Annotated in this window: 20 protein-coding genes and 2 tRNA genes; 5 read left to right on the top strand and 17 right to left on the bottom strand. The window is 71.0% G+C overall.

The features are described from left to right. Positions 1 to 2: 2 nt before the first annotated feature. From paaD to HJG52_RS17530, 3 genes are read left to right on the top strand one after another with little or no spacing between them, the layout of a single operon-like run. A complete protein-coding gene (gene paaD / locus HJG52_RS17540; RefSeq protein WP_346767821.1) occupies positions 3 to 536 on the top strand; it encodes a 1,2-phenylacetyl-CoA epoxidase subunit PaaD in 534 nt (177 codons plus the stop codon). Continuing rightward, complete coding sequence (paaE, locus tag HJG52_RS17535; protein ID WP_346767819.1) at positions 537 to 1,637, top strand: 1,2-phenylacetyl-CoA epoxidase subunit PaaE; 1,101 nt, start codon at positions 537 to 539, stop codon at positions 1,635 to 1,637. It abuts the gene before it with no gap. 25 nt (positions 1,638 to 1,662) lie between these two features. Continuing rightward, complete coding sequence (locus HJG52_RS17530; RefSeq protein ID WP_171244934.1) at positions 1,663 to 2,529, top strand: 3-hydroxyacyl-CoA dehydrogenase family protein; 867 nt, start codon at positions 1,663 to 1,665, stop codon at positions 2,527 to 2,529. Here HJG52_RS17530 and HJG52_RS17525 read toward each other — a convergent pair. From HJG52_RS17525 to HJG52_RS21405, 6 genes are read right to left on the bottom strand one after another with little or no spacing between them, the layout of a single operon-like run. Next, positions 2,517 to 3,143, bottom strand: coding sequence for a TetR-type transcription factor C-terminal domain-containing protein (locus HJG52_RS17525; RefSeq protein WP_171244933.1), 627 nt, complete (start codon positions 3,141 to 3,143; stop codon positions 2,517 to 2,519). The two genes, HJG52_RS17530 and HJG52_RS17525, sit on opposite strands and share 13 nt — an antisense overlap. Before the next feature lie 34 nt (positions 3,144 to 3,177). Beyond that, on the bottom strand, positions 3,178 to 3,780 hold the full coding sequence (locus HJG52_RS17520) for a CbiQ family ECF transporter T component (RefSeq protein WP_171244932.1): 603 nt from the start codon (positions 3,778 to 3,780) through the stop codon (positions 3,178 to 3,180). Next, the gene (locus tag HJG52_RS17515) at positions 3,777 to 4,451 is read right to left on the bottom strand and encodes an energy-coupling factor ABC transporter ATP-binding protein (RefSeq protein WP_171244931.1); all 675 of its coding nucleotides are present in this window, start codon (positions 4,449 to 4,451) and stop codon (positions 3,777 to 3,779) included. Before HJG52_RS17515 ends, HJG52_RS17520 begins: the two co-directional genes overlap by 4 nt. Beyond that, positions 4,448 to 5,608 carry a thiolase family protein gene (locus tag HJG52_RS17510; RefSeq protein ID WP_171244930.1) on the bottom strand — a complete coding sequence of 387 codons (1,161 nt, stop codon included), beginning with the start codon at positions 5,606 to 5,608 and terminating at the stop codon, positions 4,448 to 4,450. Before HJG52_RS17510 ends, HJG52_RS17515 begins: the two co-directional genes overlap by 4 nt. Next, the gene (locus HJG52_RS17505) at positions 5,605 to 6,687 is read right to left on the bottom strand and encodes an AMP-binding protein (protein ID WP_171244929.1); all 1,083 of its coding nucleotides are present in this window, start codon (positions 6,685 to 6,687) and stop codon (positions 5,605 to 5,607) included. Before HJG52_RS17505 ends, HJG52_RS17510 begins: the two co-directional genes overlap by 4 nt. A gap of 22 nt (positions 6,688 to 6,709) precedes the next feature. Beyond that, positions 6,710 to 7,309: a biotin transporter BioY gene (locus HJG52_RS21405; protein ID WP_346767818.1), complete on the bottom strand. Its 600-nt coding sequence runs from the start codon at positions 7,307 to 7,309 to the stop codon at positions 6,710 to 6,712. A gap of 175 nt (positions 7,310 to 7,484) precedes the next feature. On the opposite strand from HJG52_RS21405, the gene HJG52_RS17495 reads away from it, so the two are divergent. Next, positions 7,485 to 8,411 (top strand): NADP-dependent oxidoreductase, encoded by a 927-nt coding sequence (locus HJG52_RS17495; protein ID WP_171244927.1) that lies wholly within the window; start codon positions 7,485 to 7,487, stop codon positions 8,409 to 8,411. Between the two features lie 125 nt (positions 8,412 to 8,536). Here the strand turns inward: HJG52_RS17495 and HJG52_RS17490 are convergent. The 4 genes from HJG52_RS17490 to HJG52_RS17475 all read right to left on the bottom strand — a co-directional run bounded on the left by HJG52_RS17490 (position 8,537) and on the right by HJG52_RS17475 (position 10,096). Then, positions 8,537 to 8,610: transfer RNA gene (locus HJG52_RS17490), tRNA-Asp, on the bottom strand. 21 nt (positions 8,611 to 8,631) lie between these two features. After that, positions 8,632 to 8,704: transfer RNA gene (locus HJG52_RS17485), tRNA-Glu, on the bottom strand. 121 nt (positions 8,705 to 8,825) lie between these two features. Continuing rightward, entirely contained in the window at positions 8,826 to 9,200 is a 375-nt protein-coding gene (locus tag HJG52_RS17480) for a GntR family transcriptional regulator (protein WP_171244926.1), read from the bottom strand. After that, positions 9,197 to 10,096 carry a hypothetical protein gene (locus HJG52_RS17475; protein ID WP_171244925.1) on the bottom strand — a complete coding sequence of 300 codons (900 nt, stop codon included), beginning with the start codon at positions 10,094 to 10,096 and terminating at the stop codon, positions 9,197 to 9,199. Before HJG52_RS17475 ends, HJG52_RS17480 begins: the two co-directional genes overlap by 4 nt. A gap of 290 nt (positions 10,097 to 10,386) precedes the next feature. Here HJG52_RS17475 and HJG52_RS17470 point away from each other — a divergent pair, with 290 nt between their 5' ends. After that, positions 10,387 to 12,036, top strand: a complete 1,650-nt coding sequence (locus HJG52_RS17470) for a peptide ABC transporter substrate-binding protein (protein ID WP_171244924.1) — start codon at positions 10,387 to 10,389, stop codon at positions 12,034 to 12,036. 69 nt (positions 12,037 to 12,105) lie between these two features. On the opposite strand, the gene HJG52_RS17465 is transcribed toward HJG52_RS17470, so the two are convergent. The 7 genes from HJG52_RS17465 to HJG52_RS17435 all read right to left on the bottom strand — a co-directional run bounded on the left by HJG52_RS17465 (position 12,106) and on the right by HJG52_RS17435 (position 19,102). Beyond that, complete coding sequence (locus HJG52_RS17465) at positions 12,106 to 13,158, bottom strand: PHP domain-containing protein (RefSeq protein ID WP_171244923.1); 1,053 nt, start codon at positions 13,156 to 13,158, stop codon at positions 12,106 to 12,108. An 18-nt stretch (positions 13,159 to 13,176) separates the two neighbouring features. Then, positions 13,177 to 14,619, bottom strand: a complete 1,443-nt coding sequence (locus tag HJG52_RS17460; RefSeq protein ID WP_171244922.1) for a GuaB1 family IMP dehydrogenase-related protein — start codon at positions 14,617 to 14,619, stop codon at positions 13,177 to 13,179. 24 nt (positions 14,620 to 14,643) lie between these two features. After that, positions 14,644 to 14,856: a hypothetical protein gene (locus tag HJG52_RS17455; protein WP_171244921.1), complete on the bottom strand. Its 213-nt coding sequence runs from the start codon at positions 14,854 to 14,856 to the stop codon at positions 14,644 to 14,646. Positions 14,857 to 14,950: 94 nt separating this feature from the next. Continuing rightward, a complete protein-coding gene (locus HJG52_RS17450; protein ID WP_171244920.1) occupies positions 14,951 to 15,892 on the bottom strand; it encodes a PQQ-binding-like beta-propeller repeat protein in 942 nt (313 codons plus the stop codon). Beyond that, complete coding sequence (locus tag HJG52_RS17445; RefSeq protein ID WP_346767817.1) at positions 15,889 to 16,878, bottom strand: pirin family protein; 990 nt, start codon at positions 16,876 to 16,878, stop codon at positions 15,889 to 15,891. Before HJG52_RS17445 ends, HJG52_RS17450 begins: the two co-directional genes overlap by 4 nt. After that, positions 16,875 to 18,173: an alpha/beta hydrolase fold domain-containing protein gene (locus tag HJG52_RS17440; RefSeq protein WP_171244919.1), complete on the bottom strand. Its 1,299-nt coding sequence runs from the start codon at positions 18,171 to 18,173 to the stop codon at positions 16,875 to 16,877. Before HJG52_RS17440 ends, HJG52_RS17445 begins: the two co-directional genes overlap by 4 nt. Continuing rightward, entirely contained in the window at positions 18,170 to 19,102 is a 933-nt protein-coding gene (locus HJG52_RS17435; RefSeq protein WP_171244911.1) for an SMP-30/gluconolactonase/LRE family protein, read from the bottom strand. Before HJG52_RS17435 ends, HJG52_RS17440 begins: the two co-directional genes overlap by 4 nt. Between the last annotated feature and the right edge of the window lie 61 nt (positions 19,103 to 19,163).

Raw genomic sequence — 19,163 nt, 5'->3', positions numbered from 1 at the left:
AGGTGGCGGATTACCTCGACCGGGAGTCGTCGACGCTGCGGGAGCGGGCGTATGCCGTGGCGCGCACCGTGACCGATCCGGAGCTGCCGATGCTCACGCTCGGGGACCTCGGGGTGCTGCGCGACGTCGAGGTGACCGACGACGGTGAGGTCGTCCTCGCGATCACGCCGACCTACTCGGGCTGCCCGGCGATGGCCGCGATGCGCGACGACCTCGTGCGTTCGCTGGGTGAGGTCGGCATCAAGGCGCGCGTGCGGGTGCAGCTGTCCCCGGCCTGGAGCACCGACTGGATCAGTGAGCGCGGTCGCACCGCACTGGCGGAGGCGGGCATCTCGCCGCCGCGCCATGGGGTGGCGACCACGCGGCATACCGGGCCTGTCCCGATCACCCTGGGAGTGACGCGTCGCAGCGTCACCTGCCCCCAATGTGGCTCTGCGGCAACGGAACTCACCTCGGAGTTCGGCCCCACGTCGTGCAAGGCGCTCTACCGCTGCACCGACTGCCTCGAACCGTTCGAGCACGTCAAGGAGATCTGAGTGTCGACCACCGAAGGCTCGCTGTTGGTCCGCAAGAGTGGCCGCCAGGGACCGCGGTTCCACGAGCTGACCGTGCACTCGGTCGAGCGGCTCACCGACGACGCCGTGGCCGTGAGCTTCGACGTGCCCGAGGAGCTGCGCGAGGCCTACGACTTCGCGCCGGGCCAGAACCTCTCGCTGCGCCGCTTCGTCGACGGCGTCGAGCACCGTCGGCAGTACTCCATCTGCGCGGCCGCGGGGGAGCGCCCGCGGGTCGGGGTGCGCGAGATCCCCGACGGTCTCTTCTCCCGCTGGCTCACCCGTGAGGTCAAGCCGGGCGATGTCATCGAGGTGCAGACGCCGAGTGGGGCGTTTCGCGCGGATCCGACTGTGGGACAACGGCATCTGTGCATCGCGGCCGGCTCCGGAATCACGCCGATGATCTCGATCGCAGCCAGCGTCCTCGCCAACCCCGACGCGCAGCTGACCCTGTTCTACGGCAACCGCACCAGTGGCTCGGTGATGTTCGCCGAGGAGCTCGCTGACCTCAAGAACCGCTACGGCTCGCGGTTCGAGCTAATCCACGTGCTGTCGCGCGAGCCGCGGGACGTCGAGCTCTTCTCCGGGCGGCTGGACGCCGAGCGGATCAGCGCACTCGTCGCGGCCTTCGTACCCATCGGTGCCGTCGACCACGTATGGCTCTGCGGCCCGCACCAGATGATCGAGGGTGCGCGTGACGCGTTGGGGGAGCTGGGGGTCGAGCCCGACCGCGTCCACTTCGAGCTGTTCTACGTCGACGAGCCGCCGCCCGAGCTGCACCGATCCGAGGATGAGCTCGCCGGGGAGACCAGCGACGTGACGGTCGTCCTCGACGGTCGCACCACGACCGGGCCGGTCTCCAAGGCCACCCCGATCCTCGACGGTGCACAGCGCACCCGCACCGACCTTCCGTTCGCCTGCAAGGGTGGGGTCTGCGGCACCTGCCGGGCGCTGGTCCGCGAGGGCGAGGTCGACATGCGCCGCAACTACGCGTTGGAGCCGGCCGAGGTCGACCAGGGCTTCGTGCTCACCTGCCAGACCTATCCCGTGACCGACGAGGTCACCGTCGACTTCGACGCCTGAAAGCCGTTCTCTGACAAGGAGTCCCATGGCAGACGCGACCAGCCCAGCACATGACCTGCCCGCAGTCGTGGGCGTCTACGGCGGCGGCCGGATGGGCGCTGGCATCGCCCACGCCTTCGTGAGCGCCGGGTCGCAGGTCGTCGTGGTCGAGAGCTCCGTCGACGCCGCCGATGCTGCGCGCAGCCGTATCGCCGGCAGCCTCGCCAAGGCGGCCGACCGGGGAACGCTCGGCGTCGCACCCGAGGCCGCCCGGGCGGCATACCGCGTCACGACCGACCCCGGCGACCTCGCCGAGGCGACCCTCGTCGTCGAGGCGGTGCCCGAGGACATCGACCTCAAGCGCCACGTGTTCGCGGCCGTGGAGGCGGCAGTGCCGGAGGCCACGTTCGCCACGAACACGAGCTCCCTGTCGGTCGACTCGATCGCCGACGCACTGCACCGCCCCGAGCGGTTGATCGGCCTGCACTTCTTCAACCCCGTGCCGGTGAGCGACCTCGTGGAGGTGGTGGTCGGGCCGCGGACCGACCCGGCGCTCGTCGCGACGGCGCGAGGCTGGGTCGAGGCCCTCGGCAAGACCGGCATCACCGTCACGGACGCGCCCGGGTTCGCCAGCAGCCGGCTCGGCGTGGCCATCGCGCTCGAGGCGATGCGGATGCTCGAGGAGGGCGTGGCCAGCGCGGAGGACATCGACACCGCGATGGTGCTGGGTTACCGGCACCCGACCGGACCCCTCAAGACGACCGACATCGTCGGGCTCGACGTGCGCCTCGCCATCGCCGAGCACCTGGCGCGCGAGCTGGGGCCGCGGTTCGAGCCACCGCAGGTCCTGCGCGACAAGGTCGCGGCGGGAGAGCTGGGCCGCAAGACCGGCAAGGGCTTCTACGACTGGTGAGTCGCGAGGCCGTCGAAGGCGATCGTCGTGATGGCCTCGGAGAGCTGATGGGCGTCGACGGCACCACCGGGGCGGTGCCACTCGACCAGTGAGTTGACCATGCCGAAGAGGAGACGGCTCACCAGCTGCGGTGAGACGTCCGAGCGCAGCGAGCCCTCGTCGACCGCCTGCTGCACCAGCGCCGCCAGCCGCGTGTCGATGGCACGGCGTCGGCGCAGGGCGTCGAGCTCGACCTCGCTGTTGCCGCGGACGCGCAGCAGCAGCGTCACGGCCGGCTGGTGGGCGACCAGCACCTCCACCGACAGCTGAACGGCTCGTCGCAGCCGCTCGTAGGCGCTGGCGCCCGCGGACGCCTGCTCGGCCTCGTCGATGACCGCGGTAAGACCGTCGAGCGCCTCGTCCAGCGCCAGCGACAACAGGTGCGTCTTGCTCGGAACATGGTGGTAGATGGCCGATTTCGTGAGCCCGAGGGCCTTGGCGAGGTCGCCCATGCTCGTGCCGTCGTAGCCCTGGGCGTTGAACAGCTCGATCGCCTGGCGCAGCACTGTCTCCTGGTCGTGACCGGGACGGCCGCGTCGGGGCGCCGCCACCTGGTCCGGCTCGGGAGTGCTCACGCCGACACCCTGCCACAGCCGCGCTCCGAGCGGCTCAGTCGTCGACGCCCCGAGCGGCCAGCGCCTCGCCGAGCTGGTCGGCGTGCTGGAGGGTGCGCACCACGAGCGGGACCCCCAGCACCACAGGTCCCGGGCGTATGCCGCGGGCGCGCGCCGCCTGCCGCAGCTCACCGAGGAGTCCGCCCACCACCGGCACCGAGGTGACCGCGAGCGCCAGCGTCAGGGAGACTCTGGCGGGATCGACTCCCAAGTGCCGCAACGGTTTCAGCCCGCGGTCGAGGGCGTCGAGCAGGTCACTGGTGCGCGTCGTGAGCGTGACCAGCACCGCGATGGCGACGGCGACCACCAGCTGGCTCGTCACGACGAACGCGGGCGCCCCACCGGCATACCACCACTGCGCCGCCCCCACCAGAGTGGCGACGAGCAGGATGAGGCGCAGCGAGCGCCACGCCGTCCTCACGGGAACTCGCGCGAGGGACCACAGTGCCGCAGCCACGACCACAGCGACGGTGGCCGCCGCGACCGAGCGCGCGGCCGCGGCGACGATGACCTCGCCTACCAGCAGGGCCAGCAGCTTGCGCCCGGCCGGCATCCGGTGGAGCCATGAGTCGCCGGAGACGGCGAGGGGCAGGCTCACCGGACCAGCCCGCGGTAGTGCGCGATCGCCTCGCCCGGTGCGCCGTCGGCGACGACGCGCCCCTCGTCGAAGACGAGCACCCGGTCGCTGTCGGCGGCGAGGTCGAGGTCGTGCGTCACCAGCACCAGCTGGAGCGCGAGCGCGGCGAGTATGCCGTGGACCTGGCGGGTGTGCCGCAGGTCGAGCAGCGTCGTGGGTTCGTCGCAGACGAGGACGTCGGGTTCGAGGACGAGCACGGAGGCGAGGGCGAGCAGCTGCTTCTGGCCGCCGGAGAGGTGCGTCGACGGCCGGTCTTCCAGCCCCGCCAGGTCAAGTGCGCGCAGCGTCTCGGCGACCTTCGTGCGCACCTGGTCGGCGGGCAGGCCGGAGCGACGCAGCGAGAACGCCACGTCCTCACCCACCGTCGGCATGATGATCTGGGCTTCGGGGTTGGTGAAGAGGAACCCGACCCGGCGACGGACCTCGGCACCCTGCGTAGCCGTGTCGAGGCCGTCGACGGTCACCGACCCCTGGCTTGGCACGATGAGGCCGTTGATCAGTCGCGCGAAGGTCGACTTCCCCGAACCGTTGGCGCCGACGACCGCGATGCGCCGCTCGGACAGCTCGAGGTCGACGTCATCGAGGACGACGCGGTCGTCGTAGCGGTGGGTGACGTGGTCGAGGCGGATCATCCGACCCGCTCCACGAGCACCGCCACGCCCTGGCCGCCACCGACCGCGATCGCGGCAAGCCCCAGCCCGCTGCGTGCGGCGTCGCCGGTGACGAGCTGGCTGAAGAGCCGCACCAGGAGCACGGCGCCCGAGGCCCCCCACGGGTGGCCCAGGGCCAGCGCGCCACCCTCGACACAGACCCGCTCGTCGTCGAGGCCCAGCTCGTCGCAACAGGCGAGCACCTGCCCCGCGAAGGCCTCGTTGACCTCGACCACGTCGAGGTCGTCGAGACCGATTCCGTTGCGCTGCAACACGGTCCTGATCGCCGGCACCGGACCGCGACCCGGCAGGCGCGGGTCGACGCCGCTCACCGCCCAGTCGAGGATGGCGAGCCCAGGGGCCCCAGCCGCGGCGCGGACCTGCTCGCTCACGAGGCCGACGACAGCTGCCCCGTCGCTGATGCCGCAGCTGTTGCCCGCGCTGACGGTGCCGCTCTCGACAAAGGCCGGTCGCAACCGCGCGAGCGTGTCTCGACCCAGCGATGCGCGCACCCGCTCGTCGCGGTCCAGCCCACCCACGGGCACCAGCTCGCGCGCGAACCGGCCACTCGTGATGGCTGCGGCGGCCCGCGCGTGGCTGCGCGCGGCATACGCGTCCTGGCGCTCGCGGGAGATGCCCGCCAGTCGGGCCAAGTCGTCGGCGGCGACGCCCATCTCAGGATCACCCGTCTCCGCCGGTGCGAAGGGCGCCCGCGTGTACCGCCGCGGCTCACCGCCGTCCGGCCCCGGTGGCCACGCACGCCACGGTGCGGTGCTCGCGCTCTCCGCGCCACCGGCGAGCACCAGCTCGGCGCTGCCCGACCGGACCAGTGCGGCCGCTGTCGTGACGGCGGCCAACCCGCTGCCGCACTGGAGGTCCACGGTCATGGCCGGGACGTCCGTGGGCAGCCCCGCCTCGAGAGCGCTCACCCGGGCCACGTTGCCACCCGGTCCCATGCAGTTGCCCAGCACGACGTGCCCAAGGGGGGCCGAGAAACCAGCAGCCGCAACGTTGCTCGCGACTGCTCCCAGGGCCGCGGCGGCCAGCTGGTCGACCGTCACGTCACGCAGCGCATGCCCCGCGGTGCCGATCGGGGTGCGGCGGGCGGCGACGACCACCGGTGTCGTGGGGTCCGTCATGGCCGGTCCTCGCCGCGGTCGAGGTAATCGGCTACCTCCAGGTGGTCGCGGATTGCCTCGACCGGCTGGAGGAGCAGAGCGCGCAGGGCCACGTCGTCCAGTTTGCCCGAGGGTGCCAGCGGCAGTTCGTCCACGAGGGCGTAGCGCACCGGTCGGTGCGTCGCGGGAAGTGCGGCCTTCGCGTGTTCGCGCAGATCGCCCACGGACAAAACCGGATCCGCCACCACGACCGCGCCGACGACCTGCCCGAGGTCAGGCGCCGACAGGCCGACCACGCCGACCTCGCGCACGCCGGCCAACCCCACCAGGGCAGCCCGCACGTCCTCCGCGAGCACCGTCGCCCCACCGACCGCGATCGCCGTGTCGCCGCGCCCCTCGATGACCAGCCCGCCGTCGTCACCCCAGTGCGCCCGGTCGCCGACGGTCGCCCACGCTCCGTCGCGCCGAAACGGCCCGACCTGCCCCGCGGCATACCCCTCGCTGACCCACGGGCTGCGCACCCACACGACACCGTCGCGCATCTCGACGTCCACGGACGGAAACGCCCTCATCACCCCGTGCGGCGCGCGGATAGCGACGAACGACAGCTCGGCCGCACCGTAGTAGTCGACGACCTTGACCCCGACCGCCGCGGCCTCGCGCCGTAACCCGTCAGGCACCGCCGCACCGGCTACCACGGCCGTTCGCAGCCGGTGGTCGTCGGGCAGCCGGGGGAGGAGGGCGGAGAGCATCGGGGGCGTGAAATGCCCTGCGCTGCAACGCTTCGCGGCCTCGGCCGCATCGCGCGCCGACCACCTCTCGAGGGTGGTCGCCGGGGCGCCGAGGTATGCCGCGTGGGCCAGTCCGTAGAGGAAGAGCGAGCTGCGTGGTGGGCTGGGGATGAGCACGTGGTCGTCCGCCGTCAGGCCCGACGCCGCGGTGAACGGGTCGAAGCTGTCGGCCCACGACGCCAGCGTCCGCACGACAGTCCGGGGCCGCGCCGTCGTGCCGCTGGTCGGCAGGTGCAGCCGCAGCGCACCCGCTGCATCGACGACGACCTCCGCGGTGCGGAGGACGGCGACGGCGTCCGCGTGGCTCACGGCCGGGGGCCCAGGGGCCCGGTCAGTCCGGCAGGCGCACGCCGGCCCGCCGCACTCCGCGCGTGATCAGCGTCGAGATGACCGCCTTGGCCAGGTCGCCGACGACGAAGAGCCCGGCACCGACGGCGACGGTCGGCAGCGGCAGTCCGAGTCGCCACGCCTGCACCGGCACGCCGAAGGCGTAGACGACGAGGACGCCGCCGATGACGGTGGCCGCCAGGGTGCCGAGGAACGAGGAGGTGGCACCGTCGCGCTCGCCGAACCTGCGGGTGAGCAGGCCGGTGACGTAGGCGCCGAAGACGAAGCCGACGAGGTAGCCCGCGCTGGGTCCGGCGAAGACGCCGAGGCCGCCACGCCCGCCGGACAGCAGCGGCAGGCCGACCGCCACGAGGGCCAGGAAGGTCAGCACGGCCAAGGTGCCCCGCTTGGCGCCGAGGATCGAGCCGGCGAGCATGACACCGAGCGTCTGGAGCGTGATCGGCACGGCATTGCCGAAGGCGTAGATCGGCGGGGCGAGCCCCAGGGCTGCGATGAGCGCCGCGAAGACCGCAATGAGCGCGATGTCCGCCGAGGTCGAGCGCCGGGCCGTGGCAGGGCGCGAGTCGGTCTGGAGCTGGGGCACGGGTGCCTCCTCGAGCGGCGGGAACGTCCCGGGATCGGTGTCGCAGAGCACTGTGCCACTTGACGGGGCGGGAAGGCACATTCGTCTCTCGAGTCGAGTGCCTGAGGACGACCCAGGGGGAGTTCTCAGGCACTCAACTCGGAAGATCGGCGGCCCGGGTGGGGTTGTCGCCTGCATGCGAGCCATCACCTATGCGAAGTACGGCGAGAACGACGTCCTCCAGCTCACGCAGGACCACCCCGAGCCCAAGGTCGGCCCGGGCGAGGTGCTGATCCGGGTCCGGTCGGCCTCGGTCAACCCGGTCGACTGGAAGATCATGCAGGGCCACCTCGACCCGCTGATGAACATCGAGTTCCCCGTCATCCCCGGCTGGGACGTCGCCGGCGTGGTCGAGCGAGTCGGTCTCGACACCCCCGAGTTCGCGCCCGGCGACGAGGTGATCGCCTACGCCCGCAAGGACTGGGTCGAGCTGGGCACCTTCGCCGAGCTCGTGTCCGCGCCGGTGCGCACGGTCGCCCGTAAACCTGCCAACCTCGACTGGGACCAGGCCGCGGGTCTGCCCCTCGCCGGCCTCACGGCATACCAGCTCCTCACCCGGCTCGGCGTCGGCGAGGGCGAAACCGTCCTCGTGCACGCGGCAGCAGGCGGCGTCGGGGCGCTCGCCGTCCAGATCGCCCGCGCGCTGGGCGCGCGCGTCATCGGCACCGCCTCCGCGTCGAACCACGACTTCCTGCGTGAGCTGGGCGCCGAGCCGGTGGAGTATGCCGGTGACCTCGCCGGGCGCGTCCGTGAGCTTGCGCCCCAGGGCGTCGACGTCGTCGTGGACTTCGTGGGTGGCGTCGGCGACGTGACCCGTGCCGTGCTGGCCGAGGGCGGCCGGCACGGCTCGATCGCCGACGGCTCGGTCGCCGAGGACGGCGGGCTCTATGCCTGGGTGCGTCCGGACGCGGCTGACCTCGAGGCACTGGTCGACCTCGTGGAGCGCGGTGACGTCACCGTGCCGGTCGCCGACGTCTTCCCGCTGGAGCGGGTCGCCGATGCGTTCGCGCTGAGCCAGTCGGGGCACGTGCGCGGCAAGATCGCCATCTCCGTCAGCCGTTGACCCGCACTTCGGGCCACTGGGTGCTGGTGTGAGGCGCTCGGTCAGCGCTGCGTGGCCCGAAGTCGGTGGAGATACCGGAAACGACGAAGCGCCCCACACTCTCGTGTGGGGCGCTTCGCTCTGGGCGACCCCGACGGGACTCGAACCCGCGACCTCCGCCGTGACAGGGCGGCGCGCTAACCAACTGCGCTACGGGGCCTTGGTAGGCCTTGCAAAACAGTATCCCCAACGGGATTCGAACCCGTGCTACCGCCGTGAAAGGGCGGGGTCCTAGGCCGCTAGACGATGGGGACCGGTGCTTCGACCGATCCTCGCCGCCAGCGAGCAGCGCTCGGATCCGTCGAGGACTCTGAAAGCATAGGGGCAGACCCGCCCGAACTCCAAAACGGCCAGCGTATGCCGCGGCTGGGCCGCTCAGGCGCGCGCGGACCGGAGCGCTGCACGCACCAGGTCGATGGCTGCGGACTCGCTGAGGCCGGCCCGCGTGGCCCGCTCGGCGTAGGCCGCGGCACTGCGCCCGAGTGCCACGTCGACCGACTGGGACCCGGCCGCGACGACCGTTCCGGCGCGCCGTCGGGTGGTGACCAGTCCTTCGGCCTCGAGCTCCTTGTACGCCCTCGCCACCGTGTTGACCGCGAGCCCGAGGTCGGCCGCGAGGGCGCGCACGGTCGGCAGCCGGTCGCCCTCGGCGAGCTCACCCGTGGCGATGGCGCCGGCGACCTGGGTGCGCACCTGCTCGTAGGGCGGCTCGGGGGCGCCGAGGTCGACGAGCACGGCGAAGGCGGTCACGCCGGCATCCCTGCCCGGGCACCGGCCTCCCGGGTCATGGGCAGCCGGGGCGAGTGCCAGACGAGCGCGACGACCGCCGCCACCAGCAGCACCACGCCGAGCCCGGTGCCGAGGAAGCCGAGGTTCTGCACCCAGTCGCCCGGTGAGGTGGGGGCGCCGGGTGCGGTACCGCGCAGGTTCTGGGTGACCCGGTTGACGGCCGGCCCCAGCGTGAGCCACAGCCCGGCCGCGGTCATCAGGGACCCCACGGCCGCGAACCGCAGGACCCGCACCTGCGACTGGGCGCGGACGGCCGTGTCGAGCTCGGCGTCACCGAGCAGGGCGGGGCGCTGCTCCACGCGGCGCAGCGCCCACCACGTCGCGGCACCCAGGAGGATCGCCGCGAGACCGACCGGGACGGCATACGTGATGCCGGGGTAGGGGCTGGCCGTCGAGCCGTAGTCGCCATGGGTGCGCGTCACCGAACGGCCGTCCGGTGCTGCCGTCACGACTCCGACGATGAGGGCGAGGGCGGTGCCGACGAGCCCGGAGCGGTAGAGGAACCGCAGGCCGGTGGACGCCGGTCGGCGCGCGACCAGACCGGCCTGCCGGATCCGTCCGGTCGGCTGGGGCCAGGTGAGCTCGGCCACCGCTGCGGCGACGACGGCCACCGCCGCGCACAGGGCGGGCAGGGTGGCGAGGCGCACGTCCTGAGGGGGCTGGCTGCCGATGCCGGCCCACACGACCACTGCCACGAGGCCGGCGACGGCGGTGCCGACCGTGGCCGCCAGCGAACGGGTCCGTGCCGACCGCTCGACACCGTGGGTGCGCGCGATTCCGGCCAGCCGACCGATGAGCGAGATGAGCGCGACGACCAGGGCCGGGATGACCAGGACCGCCAAGAGCTGTGTTGCCATGACCCCTCCTTTGTCTCAATGACTTAATTCATTAAGACATAAGACGAGGTATGCCGTCAAGGCTCCTTTGGTCTCCGCTCCTTCGTCTCCGGCGTCGCCCGCCTTGGCGTCGCCCGCCTTGGCGTCGCCGGCCGCGTGGGCGGCCCGCCGGGTCACGCTTGCACAACCGCCCGCTAACGATTCGGACTAGGCATTCGGCCCAGGTCGAAACGTTGGCCGCAGCCCGCGGGTGTGCCCACGATCGGGCCGGTGTCGCGAGGGACGCGACACCTGGTCGACAGGAGGAAACCATGCGCGGACCCTTCCGCCCGATCGTCTGGGTGGGTGGTGCGACCTCGGTCGCGCTGCTCGCAGCCGCCTGCGGCGGCGACGGCGGCAACGACAACACGGCGACCGGTGGCGGTGCAGGCCGTAGCGGTGGGACAGCAACGGTCCTGGGCTGCAACCCGCAGAACAGCCTGATTCCCAGCAACACCACCGAGACCTGTGGTGGCAACGTGCTCGACGCCATCACGGCCAAGCTCGTCCACTACGACTCGAAGACGGCGAAGCCAGAGAACGACATCGCGGAGAAGATCGACATGACCGACAACCAGAACTTCACCGTCACCCTCAAGAAGGGTTACAAGTTCCACGACGGCACCGAGGTCAAGGCGAAGAACTTCGTCGACGCCTGGAACTACGCGGCATACGGGCCCAGTGCGCAGTCGTCCGGGTACTTCATGGAGCCGATCGAGGGCTTCGCCGACATGCAGTGCGCCGACGAGAAGTGCGGCACCAAGCCCAAGGCCGACAAGCTCACCGGCCTCGCGGTCAAGGACGACTACACCTTCACCATCAAGACGACGGAGAAGGTGTCGAACCTGCCGGTGCGCCTCGGCTACTCGGCGTTCTCGCCGCTGCCGGACTCGTTCTTCAGCGACCCCAAGGCTTTTGGTGAGAAGCCGATCGGCGCTGGCCCGTTCAAGTTCGACAGCTGGACGAAGAACTCCGAGATCAAGCTCAGCAAGTTCGCCGACTACTCGGGCAAGTTCGGCGGCAAGCTCGACGCCATCACGTTCAAGATCTACCAGGACGCCTCCGCGGCCTACAACGACGTGATCGCCGGCCAGCTCGACGTCGTCAACCAGATTCCGTCGAGCGCCCTGGTCGACGACAAGTACAAGCAGGACCTGCCTGACCGCAACCTGTCGCAGGCGGTCGGCGTGATCCAGTCCATCACCTTCCCGCCCACCAAGACCGACCCCAGCTACGCCGACCCCAAGGTCCGTCAGGCGATCTCGATGGCCATCGACCGGCCGACGATCGCCAAGCAGATCTTCAACAACACCAGGGAGCCGGCGACCGGTTGGGTCTCGCCGGTGGTCGACGGCTACAAGGCCAACCAGTGCGGTGAGTTCTGCACCTACGACAAGGCCAAGGCCAAGGCCAAGCTGGACGAGGCCGGTGGCTTCAAGGGCGGCAAGATGACGTTGTCCTACAACGCCGACGCCGACCACAAGCCGTGGACCGAGGCGACCTGCAACTCGATCAAGGGCGCGCTGGGCGTGGAGTGTGTGGCCACTCCCGTCGTGGACTTCGCGACCTTCCGGTCGAAGATCACCTCCTTCCAGATGAAGGGGATGTACCGGTCTGGCTGGCAGATGGACTACCCGTCGATCGAGAACTTCCTCGCGCCGCTCTACCGCACCAAGGCGTCGTCCAACACCGGGCTCTACAGCAACGCCGAGTTCGACAAGCTGCTCGACGAGGCGGCGGCCGAGACCGACGCAGCTGCGGCCAACGCCAAGTACCAGCAGGCCGAGGCGCTGCTCGCCGACGGCATGCCGTCGATCCCCACGTGGTACTCGACCGTGCAGTTCGGCTGGTCCGACAAGGTGACCGGCGTCCAGAGCACGGCGTTTGGGACCATCGACCTCGCGTCGCTGTCCCTGAAGTAGCAGGACCATCCCGACTCAGGTGGGTGGGCGCGTGGCGGGGGCGCGCCCACCCACCCGAGCCAACCGTGCCTATGCCTTGCCGGCGGTCCAGTCGAGCAGCCGGTCGGCGTCCCAGGTCGTGACGATGCGCTCGGCAGGGATGCCGAGGGTGGTCGCGCGTTCGGCCCCGTAGGCCTTCATCTCGAGCTGGCCGGGGGCGTGGGCGTCGGAGTCGATGGCGAAGAGGCAACCGATCTCCAGGGCCAGCTCGATCAGCTCGTCGGGCGGGTCCCTGCGCTCGGGTCGGCTGTTGATCTCGACCGCGGTGTCGTGCTCGGCGCAGGCCTCGAAGACGGCCCGCGCGTCGAACTCGGACTGCGGCCGGGTGCCGCGCGACCCGGTCACGAGCCGGCCGGTGCAGTGGCCGAGGACGTTGACGCGCGGGTTCGACACGGCTGCGACCATCCGCCTCGTCATGGGGTGCTTGTTCATCTTGAGCTTGGAGTGCACGGACGCGGTGACGACGTCGAGCTTGCCGAGCATCGCCTCGGTCTGGTCGAGCGAGCCGTCGTCGAGGATGTCGACCTCGATGCCCTTGAGCAGCCGGAACCCGTGGCCCAACGAGGCGTTGACCGCGTCGACGAGACGCAGCTGCTTGGTGAGTCGCTCAGCGGTCAGGCCGTTCGCGACGCGCAGCTGGGGGGAGTGGTCGGTCAGCGCCAGCCACTCGTGCCCCAGCTCGACGGCGGTGAGCACCATCTCCTCGATGGGGCTGCCGCCGTCGGACCAGTTCGAGTGGGAGTGGCAGTCGCCCTTGACCTGCGCAAGCAGCTCGGTGCCGCCCGATGCGAGCGGTTTTGCCTTGTCCTGCAACGTCTTCAGGTATGCCGGGAGCTCGCCGTCGAGTGCCTCGCTCACCACCCCGGCCGTGGACTTCCCGATGCCCGGGAGGTCCTGGAGGGTGCCGGCCTCGTGCCGTGAGCGCAGCTCCTCCCCAGGGGTCTCGCGCACCGTGACGACGGCCTTGCGAAACGCCTCGACCCGGTAGCTGCCGGCCCGCTCGCGCTCGAGCAGGAACGCGATGCGGCGCAGCGCCTCGTCAGGCTCGACGGGCGCGGTGAGGGGAGCGACGGAGGCGACCACGCGGCATACCCCGCCGTCTCACCAGGAGGTGTGCAGCGGACGGCCCTCGGCGAACCCGGCCGTGCTCTGCAACCCGACGATCGCGCGCTCGGCGTACTCGTCGATCGTGCGCGCACCGGCATACGTGAAGCTCGAGCGCACCCCGGCGATGATCTGGTCGATGACGTCCTCGACGCTCGGCCGGGCCGGGTCGATGAACATCCGCGCCGAGGAGATGCCCTCCTCGAAGAGAGCCTTGCGGGCGCGCTCGTACGCCGTGTCAGTGGCCGTGCGGTTGCGGACGGCGCGGCTGGACGCCATGCCGAAGGATTCCTTGTAACGGCGGCCCTTTTCGTCGGTGAACAGGTCGCCGGGCGACTCGAGCGTGCCGGCGAACCACGAACCGATCATGACGTTGGAGGCACCGGCGGCGAGGGCCAGGGCCACGTCCCGCGGGTGGCGGACGCCGCCGTCGGCCCAGACATGTTTGTCGTGCTGGCGGGCCTCGGTGGCGCACTCGAGCACGGCGGAGAACTGCGGCCGGCCGACGGCCGTCATCATGCGCGTGGTGCACATGGCGCCCGGCCCGACGCCGACCTTGACGATGTCGGCACCCGCTTCGATGAGGTCGCGCGTGCCGGCAGCGGAGACGACGTTGCCGGCGGCGATGGGCACCTGCGGGTCGAGCGCGCGGACGGCGCGCAACGCGTCGAGCATCTTCTCCTGGTGGCCGTGCGCCGTGTCCATGACAAGCAGGTCGACCCCGGCGTCGAGCAGCGCACTGGCCTTGCCGGCGACGTCGCCGTTGATGCCGACGGCGGCGGCGATCCGCAGGCGTCCCTGGGCGTCGGTGTTGGGGGTGTAGAGCCGCGTGCGCAGGGCGCCGGCGCGGGTGAGGATGCCGACGAGGTTGCCGGCGTCGTCGACGACGGGCGCGACGTGGTGGTGGGCCGTGGCGAGCTGGTCGAAAGCCTTCTCGGGGTCGGTGCCGTCGGTGATGAGCACCGGCTCGCGGGTCATGACCTCCTGGACCTGGGTGAACCGGTCGACGCCGGTGAGGTCGGCCTCGGTGACGACGCCGATCGGGCGCTTGCCCGACTCGTCGACGACGACCGCGGCGCCGTGGGCGCGCTTGGGCAGCAGCGTGAGCGCGGAACCCGCGGTCTCATTGGGGGACAACGTGATTGGCGTGTCATGCACCAGGTGGCGCTGCTTGACCCACTGGGTGACCTCGGTGACCACGTCGACCGGGATGTCCTGCGGGATGACGGTGATGGCGCCCCGGCGGGCCACCGTCTCGGCCATCCGGCGCCCGGCGATCGCGGTCATGTTGGCGACGACGAGCGGGATGGTCGTGCCGCTGCCATCGGACGTCGAGAGGTCGACGTCGAGCCGGCTCGAGACGTCCGAGCGGCTCGGGACCATGAAGACGTCGTCGTACGTCAGGTCGAACTGGGGCTGGAGACCGTTGAGGAACTGCACGGGCTCCAGTGTAGGTTGCGGCGCTCAGCCCCGGTCGCGGCGAGCGTAGGCGCGCTCGGCGAGCGTGTAGGCGATGGCGCCGCCGACGACGGCGACGATGAACGCGATCCACACCGACACGTCCGGGAACAGCGCCTCGAAGGCGAACCGGAGCAGCAGCGTGGCGCACACGCCCACGACGAGCGGGATGAACGTGGCGGCTCCGGAGCGGCGCGGACGCTCTGGGTTGGTCGACATTTCCCCATCCTCGCGCACCTGCTCTGCAAAACCCTCGTTGCGCGGCAAATGTCGGCCTACCAACCCGACGTAAGCCGCGCCACGAGGGTTATGGCTACGCGCGGGGGATGGCGTAACGCACGATCTCGTCGTCGGTGCGCACCACGACCGCGTCGCGGGTGACGAGAAGTGGCTGGAGTCGGCCGGCGCCGGCGACCTGTCCGAGCTCCTTGCCGGAGGCGAGCTCGACGCCGAGGACGGTCGTCGGGCGCCCCCACCGCAGCGGGTTGAGAGGAGTCGTATGCCGCGTGCTCGTCGCCCGCACGTCGCTCGCCACCGGGTCGGCCGGGCACTGGTCCAGGACCTGCGTGCTCGCTGGGTCGGCGTCGGTGAAGCGCGAGAGGACGCACTTGCCGCCCTGCTCGACGGTGATGAGGACGGTGCCGTCCGGTGCCGTCGCTGCCACCTTCCCGGGCTGGAGGGTCTGGCGCCCGGTGACGGGATCGGTGACGAGCACGCCTCCACCGGGCACGGGGCTCGCCAGCACCGCGGGGAGTTGTCCCGACCTCGGTGCCTCGACGGGGGCCGACGCCTGGATTCGCCAAGCCTCCTTGCCCTTGGAGTCCAAGCCGATCGCTGTGCACGTGGTGGGGTTGCCGCTGCCCGGGCAGACGCCGAGGACGGTGGATCCGGACCGGGAGGCGAGAGGGGTGACCCGGGACCCGATCGGTGCCTCCCACGACCAGCGGGAGGTCGCGTCGAGCGTTGCCGCGTCGACTCGTGCTTCGCGCACGATCACCAGGATTCCGTTGCCCGCGTAGGGAGTTCCACCGCTGGCGGACCCGAGCGTGATGCGCTTGCCGGTGACGAGGTCCAGCGCAGTGTGGTCCCCACTGAGGAGGGTGACGCCGACGACCCTGCCGTCGAGCTTGTCCGTGGCCCACTGCGCCTCGAGGCCCACGGTGCGGGGAGTCGTGGCATACGCTGCGGCACCCCACAGGAGAACCAGGGCAGCCGCCGCAACGCCGACGACAACCCGGCGCGAGAAGCGCCTCACGACCCCGAAGTTTGCCCAGAAGGCTTGGTGCGCGGACGAATTCGCACACCCGGCAAGGCGGGCGCGGGCAGGTGCTGGACGTCCCCGGCATACCCCTCGACCTCGCCGAAGCGCTCGGAGTGCGCCATCCACTCCTCGCGCGCGGTCGCGATGTCCTCGTGGCTGCGGCCCACGAAGTTCCACCACATGACGATGTCCTCCTCGAACGGCTCACCACCGAGGACGAGGACCCGTCCGGGTCGGTCACCCGCTCTCAGGGTGAGCGTGGGGACGCCCACCGGGAGGTAGGCCATGGCGCCGGGGCCGACCGCGTGGCCGTTCACCGTCACGCCGTCGCTGTCGACGAGGATGCCGTGCTCGTATGCCGGGTCGAGCTCGAGCGTGGTCGTGGCGCCGGCGTCGACGGTCACCTCGGCGCCGAGCAGCGGGGTGAACGTCTCGACGGGGGAGGTGTCGCCGGCGAGCGAGCCGAGGAACACCGAGACGGTGGCGCCATCCACCCGCAATGGCGTGGGCGCGTGGTGCTGAAACGCCTTGGGGGCGTTGCGGTTTGCCTCAGGAAGGGCAACCCAGAGCTGCGCTCCGTGCAGGGTGGTGGTGTCGGGGGTAGAGACCTCCGAGTGCGCGATGCCGTAGCCGCCGGTCATGAGGTTCACCTCGCCGGGGCGGACCAGCTCGTGGGTGCCAAGGGTGTCGCGGTGCTCGATCTCGCCGGTGAACAGCCAGCTCACCGTCTGCAGGCCGATGTGCGGGTGCGGAGGGACGTCCATGCCGCCGGAGCTGCTGACGTCGTCGGGTCCGTAGTGGTCGGCGAAGCACCAGGCGCCGATGAGGGAGCGCTGCTTCTGGGGGAGGGTGCGGCGCACCGTCATCGCGCGCGGCCCACCCAGCGGCACGTCGCGCGGTTCGAGCACCTCGAGGCCCTCGCAGGGCGGCTCGTGGCCGGGCAGCATCGTCTCCTGCGGGTCGACCTCGACGTTGCTCACCCGCCCAGTCTCGCACCCGGGCCCCGCCCTTCGGGCCACTGAGTGCTGAAGGCGCGCGCCGGATCGGACCGCCGCGGCCTCATACGCCCATGTAACCCGTGCACTTTCGCCGTCTCTGGACGTGAGCCGGAGATGGTCGAGCTCGCACCGCTGGCCCAAGGCGTGCGATCGCTCTGCGTGTCACGGACCCAGGTGGTGAACGTGTCGATGGCGTCGAGGACTGCGTGCAGGCGCACGGAGTTGAACAGGTCGAATCCGTGTTGGGTCCCTGGGAGCTCGGCATACACCACCGGGGCGTTGCCGGTCGTTCGCGCGGTTTGGGCAAACGACCGGGCCTCAGCGGGAAGGACGAGGGTGTCGATTGCGCCGTGGATGAGCAGCATGGGTGGCGCCGCTGCGGAGACGGCGGCCGCGGCGGATGAGGTGCGCCCGCTCCCACCTGCGGGGCCGTAGTACCCGTACAACCCGATCATGGCGTCCACAGAGGTGTCGGCGGACTCGAATCCCCTTTGGTACTCAGGGTCGCTGGCGGTCAATGCTGCCGTGGCTGCGAGGTGAGCGCCGGCTGAGCTGCCGACGATCACGACGGTCGTGGTGTCGATGCTGAGGTCGGCGGCACGGGCGCGCAGCCAAGCGATGGCTTTCTTCACGTCGGCTAGCTGGCCGTCGTAGTTCGTGCGGGGCCGGTAGCTGATGCTGGCGCAGGTCCAGCCCCTACGGGCGAGGTGGTAGAGCAGGGGCCTGCCGCCCAGCCGTTTGCTGCCGAAGCGGAAGGCGCCGCCGTGGATGTAGACGATCAGGGGTGTAGGTGCCTGTGGGGCTCGACGGTCCTGGTAGAGGTCGAGCAGGTTTCCGCGCCCGCCCGGTCCGTAGCGCAGGTTGCGGAGCCGGCGGACGCCGGGGCGGTACGAAACGAAGGGCAAGACCAGCACGCGAAGCCACTGCACCGGGGTGTGCGCCTGCTTCGCGTCGGGTAGGGCCAGTTCGTGCTGGAGCGCCAGGGCCAAGGTTGGCCGGGCAGTGCGCGCCCGCAGACCCAGCACGGCGAGCCCCACGGTCGCGGCTGCTGTGAGCACCGCCGCGGTCAGCCACAGTGGGCCCCACCTCGTCGCACTGGTCAGCACCGGGAGGCCGACGGACAGCAGCCACACCAACCCCCACAGCGGCTGCTCGTTGACCAGGAAGGTCAGGCCGTAGCTGAGGCGCCACGGCGCCGATCGGCGCGGCCGCGGTGGTCGCCAGGCGAGGAGCACGCAGAGCGTGACGAACCCGGTCTGGACCAGGCGGCCGGTCACGGGATGTCCACCATGGGCCCGGCGGCAGGAGGGGTGTGTGCACTGCCCAGACCCGGCCCCATGAGGGGGCCACGTCCCGCGGCATACGGGGACAGGTGAAGCCCACTGAGGTTGAGGCGGATCGCCAGCAAGAGGTTGCTGGCAGTGATGTACAGGACGTTGCGCTTCGGACCGCCGAAGGTGAGGTTCGAGCAGATCTCGGGCAGCAGGAGCTTCCCGAGCAGGGTCCCGTCGGGGTCGAACACGTGGATCCCGTCGTGGGCGGCGACCCACAGACGTCCCAGCTCGTCGACCCGCACACCGTCGAAGGACCCGGCGTCGCAGGTGGCGAGATCCCTTGGATTGCTGAGGTTTCCAGCTCGGTCGACCTCGAAGGAGCGCAACAGCTTGCGGGTGGTGTCTACGACGTAGAGGGTGCGTTCGTCGGCGGAGAAGGCCAGCCCGTTGGGCTTGGTGAAGTCGTCTGCGACCCGCACCACGACGCCGTCGTGATCGATGCGGTAGACGTGGCAGCCGTCGGTCTCGGACCTCCCACGGTGGCCCTCGTAGTCGCTGTCGATTCCGTAGCTGGGGTCGGTGAACCACACCGTGCCATCGGAGCGTTCGACCACGTCGTTGGGGCTGTTGAGGCGGTGCCCTTCCCATGCCTCGGCGAGGGTGGTCAGGGTTCCGTCGTGCTCGAGCCGGGTTACGGCACGGGTGCCCTGTTCGCAGGTGATGACGCGGCCCGAGCGGTCCATGGTGCGACCGTTGGCGTGGCCGGCGGGCGCCCGCCAAACACCGACGGTGCCCGTGGTCTCGTCCCACCGGATGACCTGGTCGTTGGGGATGTCGCTGGCGAGGACGCTGCGCCAGGCGCCGGACCACAAAGGCCCCTCCAGCCAGCTGCCGCCGTCGAACAGCACCCGCACGTGCTCGTCCCCGTTCACGGGTGCGAAGCGATTGTCGTGACGTTCCCAGCGCGCCCGGATCCGCGGGACGAGGGGCTGG

The sequence above is a fragment of the Knoellia koreensis genome (genome assembly GCF_013041615.1).
GTDB classification, from domain to species: domain Bacteria; phylum Actinomycetota; class Actinomycetes; order Actinomycetales; family Dermatophilaceae; genus Pedococcus; species Pedococcus koreensis.
Note: the sequence above shows the minus strand (reverse complement) of the source record. Positions and strands in the feature narration are given on the sequence as shown.

Bases quoted from the DNA above. Each gene is read 5' to 3' on its own strand.
- HJG52_RS17515 (WP_171244931.1), bottom strand. From the start codon at position 4,451: ATGATCCGCCTCGACCACGTCACCCACCGCTACGACGACCGCGTCGTC.
- HJG52_RS17530 (WP_171244934.1), top strand. From the start codon at position 1,663: ATGGCAGACGCGACCAGCCCAGCACATGACCTGCCCGCAGTCGTGGGC.
- HJG52_RS17455 (WP_171244921.1), bottom strand. From the start codon at position 14,856: ATGTCGACCAACCCAGAGCGTCCGCGCCGCTCCGGAGCCGCCACGTTC.
- HJG52_RS17495 (WP_171244927.1), top strand. From the start codon at position 7,485: ATGCGAGCCATCACCTATGCGAAGTACGGCGAGAACGACGTCCTCCAG.
- HJG52_RS17470 (WP_171244924.1), top strand. From the start codon at position 10,387: ATGCGCGGACCCTTCCGCCCGATCGTCTGGGTGGGTGGTGCGACCTCG.
- HJG52_RS17510 (WP_171244930.1), bottom strand. From the start codon at position 5,608: ATGACGGACCCCACGACACCGGTGGTCGTCGCCGCCCGCCGCACCCCG.
- HJG52_RS17475 (WP_171244925.1), bottom strand. From the start codon at position 10,096: ATGGCAACACAGCTCTTGGCGGTCCTGGTCATCCCGGCCCTGGTCGTC.